This is a genomic window from Bradyrhizobium sp. LTSPM299 (assembly GCF_000938235.1).
Classification (GTDB): domain Bacteria; phylum Pseudomonadota; class Alphaproteobacteria; order Rhizobiales; family Xanthobacteraceae; genus Bradyrhizobium.
Window position 1 is genome coordinate 77,121 of sequence record NZ_JYMU01000052.1, and the last position, 13,391, is coordinate 90,511.

A 13,391-nucleotide genomic window follows, 5' to 3' on the forward strand; every position below is an offset into this window, starting at 1 on the left:
CTACGCATCGCCCCGGAATGACCGCAAGCTACAACTCCACCACCACATAGTCGCTCTCGACCGCAACCCTGACGGTCTCGGCGATATACGGTCCCTTCACCAGATTGGTGCCCGGCTCGACGTTAACCGGATAGGCGCGCGCGCGGAAGCGGCGGGGATCGCAATAAGACTGGCCGGTGCGGATGTCGAACTCCCAGCCGTGCCACGGGCAGCGGATGATCTCGCCGAGCTTTGTATACTCGATCTCGCCGGGATCGGATGAGGAGGCCAGGCCAATCAGCGGACCCTCACACAGCGCCGCGCCCTGGTGCGGGCAGCGGTTCAACAGGCCGAAGAACTCGCCCTTGACGTTGAAGACCGCGATCGGTCGGCCCTCGATCTCGAGGAATTTTCGCGACCCCGGCGGCAGCTCGTCCACCGAGGCGATCACATGACGCGCCATCTATGAGATACCGTAGAGCTTCCGGGCATTGTCGAGATAGAACGCTTGGCGGTTGGCGTCGCTGACGCCGGCCGGCAGCACGCGTGACGGCTCGTCATAGTCCCAATGCGGATAGTCGGTCGCGAACAAGAGCTTGTCCCAGCCGATCCATTCGATGGTCTGGAACAGATGGTCGCGGCTCTCCGGGTCCTCCATCGGCTGCGTGGTCCACCAGATGTGGTCGCGGATATACTCCGACGGTTTGCGCTTCAGATGCGGCACCTCGGCATGCAGCCGCGCGAACACCTTGTCGAGGCGCCAGGCCAGCGACGGCGCCCAGCCGAAGCCGGCCTCGACCATCACCATCTTCAGTCTGGGAAAGCGTTCGAACACGCCTTCAAGCACGAGGCTCGCCAGCGCGGTCTGCTGGCATTGCGAATGGCCGACCATTTCCTCGATGTAATAGCTCGGCCAGCCCGATGCCGTGATCGGGTTGCCGCCGAAGCCGAACGCGTGCACGCCGACCGGCAAGCCAGCCTCCTGGGCGGCTTCATAGATCGGCCAGTAGCGGCGCTGTCCCAGCGGCTCGACGTTGCGGCTGAGCAGCAGCACCTGAACGAAATTCGGATCGCCCGCGCGCTTGCGGATTTCAGCCGCGGCCGACACGCCGTCTTCATTGGCGACGACGACCGAGCCCTTCAACCGCGAGTCCTTGCTGGTCCATTTCTCGATCTGCCAGTCATTGATCGCCGCGCAGATCGCCGCCGCGAGATCCTGGTTGCGGATGCCCTGCCCGGTGTTGAGCGGATTGAGCACGCCGAGCGCGACATTGTTGGGGTCGAGAAGCTGCTTCTGCATGAAGGACAGCGACGAGCCCTGCGGGCCGCCTTCCGGCGGATAGGCATCGCGGCGCGAGGCGTTCGGCTGCGCCTTCGGGTACGGCGGGCCTCCCATCATGCCCTGATACTGATGGACACCGAAGGTTTCGAGATGCGCGTGCCAGCGCTTTGCGAGGAACGGATGAAGTTCGTCGTTGGTCGCGCGCGCCGGATGAATATCGCAATCGGCGATCGCGGTCTTGATGCCGGTGGACGATGCGGTCTGCGGACGCTCGCGAATCTGAACGTTCATGGCGTCGTCTCCTTCACATTCTCTTTCAGACGGCCGTAGGTCGCGAGCGGGTTGTCGATCATGATCTTGCGGACCAGATCCTGCGACATTCCTTGCGGCAACACCTCGTCGCCGTCGAACTGCCAGTGCGGATAGTCTGACGAGAATAGGATCAATTCGTCCGACTGCATATGGTCGAAAAGCCGGTTCAGCGTGTCGCCGTCCGGCGGCGCGTCGACCGGCTGCAGCGAGAAACGGATGTTGCTGCGCACAATCTCCAGCGGCGCACGGTCGACCCACGGCGTTTCCATGCGTATCCCGCGCCAGAACTTGTGCAGCCGCCACAGGAACGGCGGCAGCCAGGTGAAGCCGCTCTCGAGCATGACCATCTTCAGGTTCGGATGGCGCACGAACACGCCCTCGACGATCAGGCTGGTGAGCTGGGTCTGGAACGCCTGCGCCTGTGCGACATAGTCCTCGATGTGATAGGAACCCCAGCCGACCGAGGTCGGCGGGTTGTGGTAGGCGCTGCCGGCATGGATGCCGATCGGCAGACTGAGACGCTCGGCCGCGGCGTAGATCGGCCAGTAGTGGCGCTTGCCGAGCGGCATGTCGCCCATCACAAGCATCAGCACCTGGACGAAGCGCTTGTCCTGCGCGCAGCGCTCGATCTCGGCGACCGCTTTCTCGATGCTCTGCACCGGGATCACGATCGAGCCGCGCAGGCGATCGTCCTTGTCGAGCCATTCCTTCACCAGCCAATCGTTCAGCGCGCGGCAAAACGCGTTGGCCATGTCCTCGGAAAACACCATCTGCACGCCGTAGAGCGGATTGCAGATGCCATAGGCCGTACCAAGCTTGTCGAGCGCCTGCCGCTGCATGTCGACAAGATCAGAACCCGGCTTACCCTGCGCGGGCCGCCAGTCCGGCCGCGACGAGATCGGCGAATTGATCGGGTAGGATTGCGAAATCAGGTCGGTCATGCCGCGCGTCGTCACCTGGTCGCGCCAGTAGTCGTTCATGTACGGCAGCAGGCTGGTCAGGTGAGGTACGGCGGGATGCAGATCGCAATCCACGCCGCCTGCGATCGGCGACGTCATGGGGTTTCCTCTGGAGCGCACGTGCTCACGGCATGTTGTAAGCCGCGCCGCTTGGTTCTTGCCTCACATTCAATCAGGCTAGCCGCGTACCCGCAACTTGCGCAAACAGCGTGGCCGTGTGCTAGGAAAACATGGGCCGCCAGGGAGAGACTCGCTAGCGGACAAGCCCGCCGACAAGAAGCCGCTGTTGAAGCGAATCCTGCACCGGAGCTAACGAGATGAAAGAGCTATTTGCCATCGCCGAGCAGATCGCGGCGAAGCTGATCGCCAACAAGCAGACGATTGCGGTCGCGGAATCCTCGACCGGCGGTTTGATCTCCGCATCACTGCTGTCAGTGGCCGGGGCCTCGGCCTATTTCCTCGGCGGCGGTGTGATCTACACGCGCGACGCCCGGCGCGTCTTGATGGACATCCCCGACGACGCCATGCGCGGCATCCGCTCGGCATCCGAACCCTACGCGCAGTTGCTCGCACGCCAGATCCGCGAGCGCGTTTCAACCGACTGGGGACTGTCCGAGACCGGCGCGACCGGACCGACTGGCAACCGCTACGGTGACGCCGCCGGCCATAGCTGCATGGCGGTGGCCGGCCCGCAGCAACAGGTGATCACGCTGGAGACCGCGAGCTCCGACCGGCAGGCCAATATGCAGGCGTTTGCGAAGGCGGCGCTGGAATTGCTGCTGCGGAATTTGTCGCAGTAACTTTAAAGCCGTAGCCCGGATGGAGCGAAGCGCAATCCGGGAGCGGTCGCGCGGTAGATGGAGCTGTCCCGGATTTCGCTTCGCTTCATCCGGGCTACGAGGACATCTGCGAAAAACTCACCTCTCGCGGAACGAGCGCATGAACTGGTCGCTGAGCGGCTTCATCAGGTAGGACAGCATGGTGCGGTCGCCGGTCTGGACGAAGGCTTCCACCGGCATGCCTGGAATGACCTTGACGTCGCCAAGGCGCTTGATCTCCTCGGGCGGCATCGAGACGCGGATGGTGTAGTAGCTCTGCCCGGTGCGCTGGTCGGTGGTGACGTCGGCAGAGACGCGGGTGACGACGCCGTTCAGTTCCGGCGTGGTGCGCTGGTTGAAGGCAGAGAGCCGCAGCAGCGTCTTCTGGCCGATCTGCAGCTTGTCGATGTCCTGCGGATTGACCTTGGCCTCGACCGAGAGCGCGTCGCCCTGCGGCACGATCATCATGATGGCGTCGCCGGCGGTGATGACGCCGCCGACGGTGTGCACCGTCGATTGCAGCACCATGCCGTCCTGCGGCGCGCGGATATCGACGCGGCGGAGCTGGTCTTCGGCGGTGACCTTGCGCTCGACGAATTCGCCGATCTTGTCGTTGGTCTCGCGCAGATCCTTGGAGACCTCGGCGAGCATGTCCTTGTCGACCTGGATGACCTGCAGCTCGGTCTCGGTGATCTTACCCTTGGCCTGGGCGCGGGAGGCGATGTATTGCGCGCGCTCGCCGGAGAGCCGCGCCGCGTCGCGCTCCAATGTGGTCAGGCGGGTGAGCTGCACCAGATGCTGCTCGTAAAGTTGGCGGACGCCGACCAGCTCCTGCTGCACCAGGGCGATCTCCTTGTCCTTGGACGCTTCCTGCGCCTCCAGCCCGGAGATCTCCTCGTTGAGCTGGGTGACGCGCTCGCGAAGCTGCGCCTTCTGGCCGACACGGCCGTTGACACGAACGTCAAACAGCTTGGTTTCGCTCGCCATGATGTCGCGGACATCGGTATCACTGGCCTGATCGGAAAGTTGCGGCGGATAGACGATCTTGTCGAGGCCTCGCTGTTCGGCCTCGAGCCGGGCAGCGCGCGCGTAAAGACCGTTCAAAGTCTTGACCACGATCGCAAGGCTTGCCTTCACGACCGTCTCGTCGAGGCGCACGACGATGTCGCCGGCCTTGACCAGGTCGCCGTCGTGCACCCGCACCTCGCCGACCACGCCGCCGGTCGGATGCTGCACCTTCTTGACGTTGGAATCGACCACCACCGAGCCCGGCGCGATCAACGCACCTGAGATCGGCACCGACGAGGCCCAGCCGCCGACCCCGCCGCCGAGAACCAGGACCACGACCAGGCCGACGATGAGATGCTTCCTGATCGAGCGATGCGCGTTGCGAGGTTGATCGGTCATGACTTGGCCGCTCCCGCATCGGCGACGATCTTGATCGGTGTCGGCGGCGCGACCCGCTGCAGCACCTGTCCGAGCACGGTCTCCTTCGGGCCAAAGGTCTGCATGCGGCCGTCCTTCAGCACCAGGAGCTGATCGACGCCCTCAATGCCGATCGGCCGGTGCGCGACCACGACGACAACGGCGCCGCGCTCGCGGGCGCCGCGCACCGCGCGGGTCAGCGCCTCGTCACCTTCGCTGTCGAGATTGGAGTTCGGCTCGTCCAGCACGATCAGGAACGGATTGCCGTAGAGCGCGCGCGCCAGCGCGACGCGCTGCGCCTGGCCGGCCGATAGCGCGGTACCCTGCTCGCCGACCTGGGTGTCATAGCCCTCGCGCATCTTGATGATCATCTCGTGCACGCCGGCCTCTTTCGCCGCGGCGATGATACCCTCCGACTTGGCCTCGGGATCGAAGCGGCAGATATTCTGCGCGACTGTCCCGCCGAACAGCTCGACGTCCTGCGGCAGGTAGCCGACATAGCGGCCGAGCACGTCCGACGACCATTGATCGAGCGCGGCGCCGTCGAGCCGCACCTTGCCGCGCGCCGGCGCCCAGACGCCGACCAGCGCACGGATCAGCGAGGATTTTCCGGAACCACTTGGGCCGATCACGCCGACGCCGGTGCCGGCCTCGACGGCAAAGGTGATGTCCTGCACGATGATCCGCTGGTCGCCCGGCGCGACCATGGTCACGCCTTCGACCGACAGCTTCTTCGTCGGCGCCTGAAGCAAGGTCTGCGCGGCAGGCGCGGGAACCTGCTGCAGCAGACGGTTGAGGCGCTGCCAGCTCTGGCGTGCGGCCATAAAGCCCTTCCAGTGTGCGATCGCAAGATCGACCGGTGCCAGCGCCCGCGCGCTCAGGATCGAACCGGCGATGATGATGCCACCGGTGGCCTCCTGGTGGATCACCAGATACGCACCGACCGCGAGCACGGAGGACTGCAGCATCATGCGCAGCACCTTGGCGATCGCGCCGAGGCCGCCAGTGACGTCACTGGCGCGCTGGTTGCCGACCAGATATTCGTCGTTGGCCGCGTTCCAGCGCCTGTTCATTCGCCCGGCCATGCCCATCGCGACGAGCACCTCGGCATTGCGACGGCTGGAGGCGGCGAGATCGTTGCGCCGCGCCGCGAGCGACATCGCTTCCTTGGCCGGCGTGCGCGACATGTATTCGGTGATCAGCGTCAGCGTCACCAGGATGACGGCGCCGAACAGCGCGGTGAGGCCAAGCAGCCAATGGAACGCAAAGCAGATCGCCAAGTAGAACGGCAGCCAGGGCAGATCGAAGAACGCACCCGGCCCCATGCTGCCGAGGAACGAGCGCACATTGTCGAGGTCGCGGAGCGGCTGCAGGCCCTCATTGCGATTGCCGACCATCAGCGGCAGACGCACGACAGTGTCGAACACCCGCGCGTTCAGCGCTTCGTCGAGCGAGGTTCCAACGCGGCCGAGGATCCGTCCGCGCAGCAGATCCAGGAAGCCCTGGGCCATGTAGAGACCGCCGGCGATGACCGCGAGGCCGACCAGGGTCGGAACACTGCGGCTCGGCAGCACCCGGTCGTAGACCTCCAGCATGAACATCGAACCTGTCAGGTATAGCAGGTTGATCATGCAACTCATGAGACCGACGCCGATAAAGGCACTGCGGCATGCGCGCAGCGCCTCACTCAATTCGGAACGCCGGACAGCGGGAGCAGCTGCCATAAAATCCGGTCTCTACAAAAGGGTTACGTGATGGCCACGTTGTACCCACGTTTGTGCCCATCGTCCATTTAAGTCGCGTTAAGCCCCGAAGTGGTTCGCGACCGTATTCGCGTGATGACACAGAGAGTTGAAGGAATGATGGCTGGTTTGCTGCCGAACCGAGCCGTTAGGCGGGCACGGTTCTCGAAAAGGGCACGAGAATGACCGACATCGAGACCCGGCCAATCTCGCCATAAACATCAAGCAACACACCGCTGCCGACGCCAAGGCCGGCCTCCGGGCGCCAGCTTGTCTCGGCCCGGACGCCCACCCACGCGCCGCGCGGCGACCTGAACAGCTGGACCGTCAGGTTCGGATTGGGGTCCGCCACCACGTTCTGGACGGGGCGTCCGATACCATGGGTCCAGTCTGCGGGACCGAGCACCCCTGCCAGCGGACCGGCCCCCGCGATCACGTTGTCACGCATCCGGAACCAGGCGGCATCGCCGCCGGCACGGGCTTCCATCGCATCCATGAACCAGCTGCGGCCATGGACGGCGTGCGGACTGCGCAGTGGAAACTGCGACGGATCGATGGCATCCGCCGCCTGTTCGCGAAAGCCCGGAACCTCCACCGCGCGTTCGCGCGCCAGGGTCACACGCACCGTGGCACAGGGCTCGTCCTCGCCGACCGGCCACAGCGTGTTGTCGACGACGCTGATGCGGCCACCCTCGGTCACAACAGCGAGTTGCGTGCGCAACTCCGCCATCGGCGTCGGCCGCAGGAACCAGGCCGCCGCTGATATCGCGGTCCCCCAATTGCGCCGGCTCGCCATCGCCTCGACCTCCGCGGCCAGGAGGCTTGCGACCGCACCGCCCTGCAGGCCGGGGAACGGCCCGGCCGCCAGCGCCGATGGCTTCCAGTGATTGGGCGCAGCAAGCGGTTCGAAGATGGCCAAAAGTGACGATCCGTGAGATGAGGAGGATTAAGCTCTCTCCTGTGATCTGAGCTGGAAATAACTGCGATGGCAAAAGGCAATTCATCACTTGAGATGAGTCAAATTCATCTATCAGACGGACCTGATTCACGGATCATTCCGCCATTGACGGCGCTGCTCGCCTTCGAGCGCGCGGCCACACAATTGAGCTTCCGCCGCGCCGCCCGCGACCTGTCGCTGAGCCCGTCGGCGATCAGCCACCAGATCCGTGGGCTGGAGGAGCAGTTCGGCACAAAGCTCTTCGTCCGCGGCGCGCGCTCGGTGCGATTGACGGCCGAGGGTGAGCGCTATCTTGCCAAGGTGTCGGCGGCGCTGGCGACGCTGCAGGAAGCCAGCCGCGACATGCTGCGGCAACGCCGTGAGACCAGCGGCGAACTCTGGATCAGCTCGCTGCCGTTCTTCACCAGCGCCGTGCTGCTGCCGGCGTTGCCCGAGTTCAAAAGGCGCCATCCGCAACTGACGCTGCGGATCGAGGCCACCCATCAATATGCCGACTTCAACGGCTCCCGTGTCGATGTCGCGATCCGCTACGGCCGGGAGCACTCAGCCGGGCTGAAGATCGAGCCGCTGGTCCAGGTCAGGGGACTGCCGGTCTGTGTGCCGGCGCTGGTCAAGGGCGGCTTGCGGACCCCTGCGGACCTGTCGCGCGAGGTGCTGATCCACGTCACGACGCAACCGCGGGCGTGGCCGGCCTGGCTGAAGGATGCCGGGCTGCCGCACCTCGTCCCGCGTGGGCATCTGTGGCTCGACAGCGTGCCGGCGGTGCTCGAGGCAGCCGAGCACGGGCTCGGTGTCGCGCTGGGGATGGCGCCGCTGATCAAGACCCGGCCGGGTTTCGGCAAGAGGCTGGTCGCCCCGTTTGCATTCGAGGCCACGCACACTGAGACGATCTACCTGATATCCCGCACCGAACAGGCACGGGACCGGCGAATTGCCGCGGTACGGCGCTGGATCGCGGACGCGGTCGCCCGCGCGAGCTAACTTATCTTCGGACCAACCGCACAATCAGCAGCAGGATGACCGCGCCGATCGCGGAATAGATAATCTCGGACACCAGGCCGCCGCCGAGATGGAAGCCGAGCCGCGGGAAAATCAGCGTGGAAATGAACGCGCCGGCGATACCGACGACGATGTCGCCGATGATGCCGAGACCGGCACCACGCACGACCTTGCTGGCCAGCCAGCCGGCCACGAGGCCGACAAACAGAATGACGATAATGCCTTCACCCGACAGATACATGGACGTCCCCCGATTCCCGCGCGCGATGTTTGCGCGCCCTCGTGGAACCTAGCGGTATTTGCGTGGGGTGACGACAGAAATCTCGCGCAAGCTCTAGATAGCAGCCACTGCCGGTTCAGCCAGGATGCACCGCGCAAAATGGCCGGGCGTAACCTGCGCATTGGGCGGCAAGCCTTCACTACAACGCGGCTCGGCCACGCTGCAGCGCGGTGCGAATGAGCAACTGACCGGCGCGTGATCGAGCGAGGGCGGCGTGCCCGGAATGGTCTCCAGCCGCTGGCCGCGCTTGGCGCCATGGATGGTCGAGGCCAAGAGCCCCTTCGCGTAGGGGTGGGCCGGCGCGCGCACGATGTCCCGCAAGGCGCCCTGCTCCACGATCTGGCCGGCATACATCACCGCGACGCGGTCGCAGATCTCGATGGCGACACCGATGTCGTGGGTCACGAAGATGACGGACATGCCGAATTCGCGCTGCAGCTCGCGCAGCAGCAACAGGATCTGGATTTGCACCGTGGCGTCGAGCGCAGTGGTCGGTTCATCCGCGAGCAGGATCTTCGGTTTACAGGCGAGCGCCAGCGCGATCATCGCGCGTTGCCGCATGCCGCCCGACATTTCGTGCGGATAGGAATCCAGCCGTCGCTTTGCGGAAGGGATCCGCACCACTTCGAGCATCTCCAGCGCGCGCGCGGTGGCTTCGCGCTCGCTCTTGCCCTCGTGGCGCATCACGGCCTCAGTGATCTGCCGGCCAATCGTGTAGACCGGATCGAGCGCGAGCGCCGGCTCCTGGAAGATCATCGAGACGGTCTGGCCGCGGAAGGCGGACAGCGCCTCGTCGTCCATCGCCAGCACGTCCCGTCCCAGCACCTTCACGCTGCCTGAGATCTGCGTCCGCTTCTTCGGCAATAGCCGCATCAATGCGCGCAACGTCACGCTCTTGCCGGAGCCGGATTCGCCGAGCAGCCCCAACACCTCGCCTTCGCCGAGCGACAGGCTGAGATCGTTCACGGCATGCACCGTGCGATCGCCGGTGAAGCGGATGTTGAGGTTGTCGATCGCGACGAGGTCGGTCATGCGAGTTTGGGCACCTGTGCGTGGAAGTCGGTCGCGCGCTGGAAGGCGGCGCCGATCCGCAGCAGCACGGCCTCCTCGAAGGAGCGCCCGATCAGCTGCATGCCGACCGGTAGTCCAGACTTGGTGAAGCCGCTCGGAATCGCGAGCGACGGCAGGCCGAGATAGTTGACCGGACGGGTGAACCGCGTCAGGCGCTGGATCACGGCCTCCGAACCCGGACCATTGCCGACATCGCTTTCCGCAATGGTCGGTGCCGGAATTGGCCCCACCGGGGCGATCATCGCATCGACGCCGCTGACGGCGGCATTGTGGGCGGCGAGCGCAGGCCCGCGCCAGCGCATTGCCTCGAGATAGCTGACCGCCGGAATCGTCAGGCCGTTCTGCAGCCGCATCAGCACCTGTGCGCCGTAATCCTGCGGGCGCTCGATCATCCAGCGCTTGTGGAAGGCCGCCGACTCGGCGGCGAGCACCAGCTGCGAGGCAGCACTGAGCTGGCGCTGATCCGGCAGCTCGACTTTGACGATCTCGGCGCCCTCCTTCTTGAGAGTCGTGATCGTCTCGTCGAGGATGCGCGCCACCTCGGGATCGAGATCGTCGACATAAAACGCCGTGGGCACGCCGATCTTGAGACCTTTCAGCGATTCCCTGGTTGCTGCCATGTAGTCCGGCACCGGCTGCGTCGAGGCCGTGAGATCCTCGGGATCGGCGCCGGCCATCAGGCCGAGCAGCAGCGCGCAATCCTCCGCCGTCTGCGCCAGCGGACCGACGGTGTCGAGCGATTGCGACAGCGGCATCGCGCCGGCACGGCTGACGCGCCCGACCGTGGTCTTCAGGCCGGTGACGCCGCAGAAATGCGCGGGCATCCGGATCGACCCGCCGGTGTCGGAGCCCAGCGCGGCAAAGGTCAGGCGCGCGGCGACCGCCGAGCCCGACCCCGACGACGAGCCACCGGTGATGTGATCGACATTCCAGGGATTATGCACCGCGCCGTAATGCACGTTGTGGCCGGTCGGACCAAAGGCGAACTCGACCATTTGCAGCGATCCGAGCCGGACCTGTCCGGCGTCCTTAAGCCGCTGCAACGCGGTCGCAGTCGTCTTCGGCACGAAATCGCGGCGGATCAGCGAGCCGCAGGTCACGACCTTGCCGGCGTCGTAATACATGTCCTTGTGCGCCATCGGCACGCCATGCAGCACGCCGCGGCTTTTGCCCTTGGCGAGGGCGGCATCGGCTTCGTCGCCAGCGGCCAGCGCCTGTTCGGATTCGATCGCCATATAGGCATTGAGGCGCGGCTGCCATTGCGCAATCCGGTGCAGCACGGCGCGCGTCACCTCGTGCGAGGACAGCTTCTTCTCGGCAATCGCCTTGGCGACCGCGGTCAACGTCATCAGGGCAGGCTCGGTGCTCATTTCGACACCTTCTCGATCTTCTGCGCGATCTGGGCCGTCAGGAAGCTCGCCGGCTCAAGATCGAACGGCAGCGTGCCACTGATCGGCGCGAAGCCATCAAATGCGGGCCCGATCGAATTGGCGATGCGGTTGGCGGCCTCGTCATCAGCGGGCACGTCGGCGACGTGCGCGATCGCCTTGACGTCCTTGGGGGTGGGTCTGGTCATGCCGCGTTGTCTCCTCTTGCTTTTGCCGGCGCGCGGCTGTGCCCCGAGCCAGCTATGGCCATGTAGCACGCCGCCTGATGGCCCATTGTATCGAGATCGCTGAGTTTTGGCGTGTCGTTTGCGCAGAGCGGCTCCGCAAACGGACAACGGGTGTGAAACCGGCAGCCGGATGGCGGATCGATCGGATTGGGCGGATCGCCCGAGATCGGCGGCACCTCGGTGCGCCTGTCTGGATCGGACGACGGCATCGCCGCCAGCAACGCGCGGGTATAGGGATGCGCCGGCGCGTCCCATACGGCGTCGACCGGGCCGAGCTCGACGACTTCGCCGAGATACATCACCAGCACGCGATCGGAGATGTAGCGAACGACATTGAGATCGTGGCTGATGAAGAGATAGGTCAGCCCGAATTCGCGCTTCAAATCGGCCAGCAGATTGAGCACCTGCGCCTCGACCGACTTGTCGAGCGCCGACACCGCTTCATCGAGGATCACAAGTCGCGGCGACAGCGCCAGCGCGCGTGCAATATTGACGCGCTGACGCTGACCGCCGGAAATCTCGTGCGGATAGCGGTTGGCGAAGTTTTCGGGGCGCAGGCCGACCTTGCCGATCAGCTCACGCGCCAACGCGCGCGCCTTGCCGTCGGCCATGCCGTGAACCTTGGGCCCGAACGCGATCGATTCCTCGATCGTGAGGCGCGGATTGAGCGAGGCGTAGCTGTCCTGGAACACCATCTGCATGCCGCGGCGGAGTTCGCGCAAGGAGAGCGATTGGCCGACCTGCATGCCGTCATAGACGATGTCACCGGCATCGCGCGCCATCAGATGCATCAACAGCCGCGCGGTGGTCGACTTGCCGCAGCCGGACTCGCCGACGATGCCGACCGTTTCGCCCTTCATCACCGCGAACGAGACGTTATCCACGGCGCGCACGGTCTTGCGCGCGCTGAACAGCCCGCCGCGTACCGGAAAATGCTTGGTCAGACCCGTGACCTGCAGCAGCGGCTGCGCGGCACCGCCGACATCTTCGATCGGCGCGAGCATATCGGCTGCCAGATTGGCGTCGGTCATCGCTCTAGTTCCTGATGTCCATGGCGCTGCGCATGCCGTCGCTCAAGAGATTGAAGCAGATCGAGATCGCAAAGATCATTGCACCCGGAAGTGCTGCGACCCACGGATTGACATAGATCGCGGTGCGCAGCGTGTTGAGCATCAGGCCCCACTCCGGCTCCGGCGGTTTTGTCCCGAGGCCAAGGAAGGACAGACCGGCGGCCAGGATCATCGAGACCGAGATCAGGCCGGTGGCGTAGACAAAGATCGGTCCGAGCACGTTGCCCAGCATGTGTACGCGCATGATCGTGAAGGGACCGGCGCCGGAAGCACGCGCCGCCTCGACGAAATCCATATTGCGCACGCCCGTGGTGACGCTTTCGGCAACGCGGGTGATCTGCGGCACGAACACGATGGTGAGCGACACGATCGAGTTGACGATGCCGGCCCCTAATGCGCCCGAGATCGCGATCGCCAGCAGCACCGAGGGGAAGGCGTAGAACACATCGACCGTGCGCATGATCGCAGTGTTGAGCTTGCCGCCGACATAGCCGGCGACGAGGCCGAGCGAGGTACCGATCACGAACGCAAGAATCACCGGCAGAATGCCGATGATCAGCGACAGTCGCCCGCCATAGATCAGCCGCGCCAGCATGTCACGGCCGAGTTCGTCGGTGCCGAGCGGATAGCCCGGCGTGCCGATGTGGCGAAGACGGCGGATCATCGAGCCCTGATAGGGATCGGCGAGCCCAAGCCAGGGTGCGAACAGCGCCGACGCAAAGATCAGTACCAGGATGATCGCGCAGGCCATGCTGACCTTGTCGCGCGAGATGCGGCGCGCGACGGTCGCCCAGTAGCCGCGCGCTTTCGTCGCGGGTGCGGCCTGCAATGCGGTGTCTGTCATCGTGCTCATGAGTTGGCTTCTTGTTTGAGCATGATCT

The 13,391-nt window shown here is 65.0% G+C and carries 14 protein-coding genes; 2 read left to right on the top strand and 12 right to left on the bottom strand.

The window, feature by feature from the left end; translation table 11 throughout:
• Window positions 1–28: 28 nt before the first annotated feature.
• From UP10_RS27775 to UP10_RS27785, 3 genes are read right to left on the bottom strand one after another with little or no spacing between them, the layout of a single operon-like run.
• The gene (locus UP10_RS27775) at window positions 29–442 is read right to left on the bottom strand and encodes a Rieske (2Fe-2S) protein (protein ID WP_044590407.1); all 414 of its coding nucleotides are present in this window, start codon (window positions 440–442) and stop codon (window positions 29–31) included.
• Window positions 443–1,552: an amidohydrolase family protein gene (locus UP10_RS27780; protein ID WP_044590408.1), complete on the bottom strand. Its 1,110-nt coding sequence runs from the start codon at window positions 1,550–1,552 to the stop codon at window positions 443–445.
• Window positions 1,549–2,631 carry an amidohydrolase family protein gene (locus UP10_RS27785; RefSeq protein ID WP_044590409.1) on the bottom strand — a complete coding sequence of 361 codons (1,083 nt, stop codon included), beginning with the start codon at window positions 2,629–2,631 and terminating at the stop codon, window positions 1,549–1,551. The genes UP10_RS27780 and UP10_RS27785 overlap by 4 nt, the downstream gene beginning before the upstream one ends.
• Before the next feature lie 218 nt (window positions 2,632–2,849).
• On the opposite strand from UP10_RS27785, the gene UP10_RS27790 reads away from it, so the two are divergent.
• Window positions 2,850–3,332 (top strand): CinA family protein, encoded by a 483-nt coding sequence (locus UP10_RS27790; RefSeq protein ID WP_044590410.1) that lies wholly within the window; start codon window positions 2,850–2,852, stop codon window positions 3,330–3,332.
• 117 nt (window positions 3,333–3,449) lie between these two features.
• On the opposite strand, the gene UP10_RS27795 is transcribed toward UP10_RS27790, so the two are convergent.
• From UP10_RS27795 to UP10_RS27805, 3 genes are all read right to left on the bottom strand, one after another.
• Window positions 3,450–4,757 (bottom strand): HlyD family type I secretion periplasmic adaptor subunit, encoded by a 1,308-nt coding sequence (locus tag UP10_RS27795; RefSeq protein ID WP_044590411.1) that lies wholly within the window; start codon window positions 4,755–4,757, stop codon window positions 3,450–3,452.
• Window positions 4,754–6,499 (bottom strand): type I secretion system permease/ATPase, encoded by a 1,746-nt coding sequence (locus UP10_RS27800; protein ID WP_044590412.1) that lies wholly within the window; start codon window positions 6,497–6,499, stop codon window positions 4,754–4,756. Before UP10_RS27800 ends, UP10_RS27795 begins: the two co-directional genes overlap by 4 nt.
• A 166-nt stretch (window positions 6,500–6,665) precedes the next feature.
• Complete coding sequence (locus UP10_RS27805; protein ID WP_044590413.1) at window positions 6,666–7,436, bottom strand: acyl-CoA thioesterase domain-containing protein; 771 nt, start codon at window positions 7,434–7,436, stop codon at window positions 6,666–6,668.
• Between the two features lie 144 nt (window positions 7,437–7,580).
• On the opposite strand from UP10_RS27805, the gene UP10_RS27810 reads away from it, so the two are divergent.
• Window positions 7,581–8,456, top strand: a complete 876-nt coding sequence (locus UP10_RS27810) for a LysR substrate-binding domain-containing protein (RefSeq protein WP_245321896.1) — start codon at window positions 7,581–7,583, stop codon at window positions 8,454–8,456.
• A gap of 1 nt (window position 8,457) precedes the next feature.
• Here the strand turns inward: UP10_RS27810 and UP10_RS27815 are convergent, their stop codons facing one another.
• From UP10_RS27815 to UP10_RS27840, 6 genes are all read right to left on the bottom strand, one after another.
• Window positions 8,458–8,715 (bottom strand): GlsB/YeaQ/YmgE family stress response membrane protein, encoded by a 258-nt coding sequence (locus tag UP10_RS27815; RefSeq protein ID WP_044542785.1) that lies wholly within the window; start codon window positions 8,713–8,715, stop codon window positions 8,458–8,460.
• 93 nt (window positions 8,716–8,808) lie between these two features.
• Window positions 8,809–9,786 (bottom strand): ABC transporter ATP-binding protein, encoded by a 978-nt coding sequence (locus tag UP10_RS27820; protein ID WP_044590414.1) that lies wholly within the window; start codon window positions 9,784–9,786, stop codon window positions 8,809–8,811.
• Window positions 9,783–11,195, bottom strand: coding sequence for an Asp-tRNA(Asn)/Glu-tRNA(Gln) amidotransferase GatCAB subunit A (locus tag UP10_RS27825; protein WP_044590415.1), 1,413 nt, complete (start codon window positions 11,193–11,195; stop codon window positions 9,783–9,785). The genes UP10_RS27820 and UP10_RS27825 overlap by 4 nt, the downstream gene beginning before the upstream one ends.
• Window positions 11,192–11,401 (bottom strand): hypothetical protein, encoded by a 210-nt coding sequence (locus UP10_RS27830; RefSeq protein WP_044590416.1) that lies wholly within the window; start codon window positions 11,399–11,401, stop codon window positions 11,192–11,194. The genes UP10_RS27825 and UP10_RS27830 overlap by 4 nt, the downstream gene beginning before the upstream one ends.
• Window positions 11,398–12,471, bottom strand: coding sequence for an ABC transporter ATP-binding protein (locus UP10_RS27835; RefSeq protein WP_044590417.1), 1,074 nt, complete (start codon window positions 12,469–12,471; stop codon window positions 11,398–11,400). Before UP10_RS27835 ends, UP10_RS27830 begins: the two co-directional genes overlap by 4 nt.
• Before the next feature lie 4 nt (window positions 12,472–12,475).
• The gene (locus UP10_RS27840) at window positions 12,476–13,363 is read right to left on the bottom strand and encodes an ABC transporter permease (protein WP_156180294.1); all 888 of its coding nucleotides are present in this window, start codon (window positions 13,361–13,363) and stop codon (window positions 12,476–12,478) included.
• Window positions 13,364–13,391 lie beyond the last annotated feature (28 nt).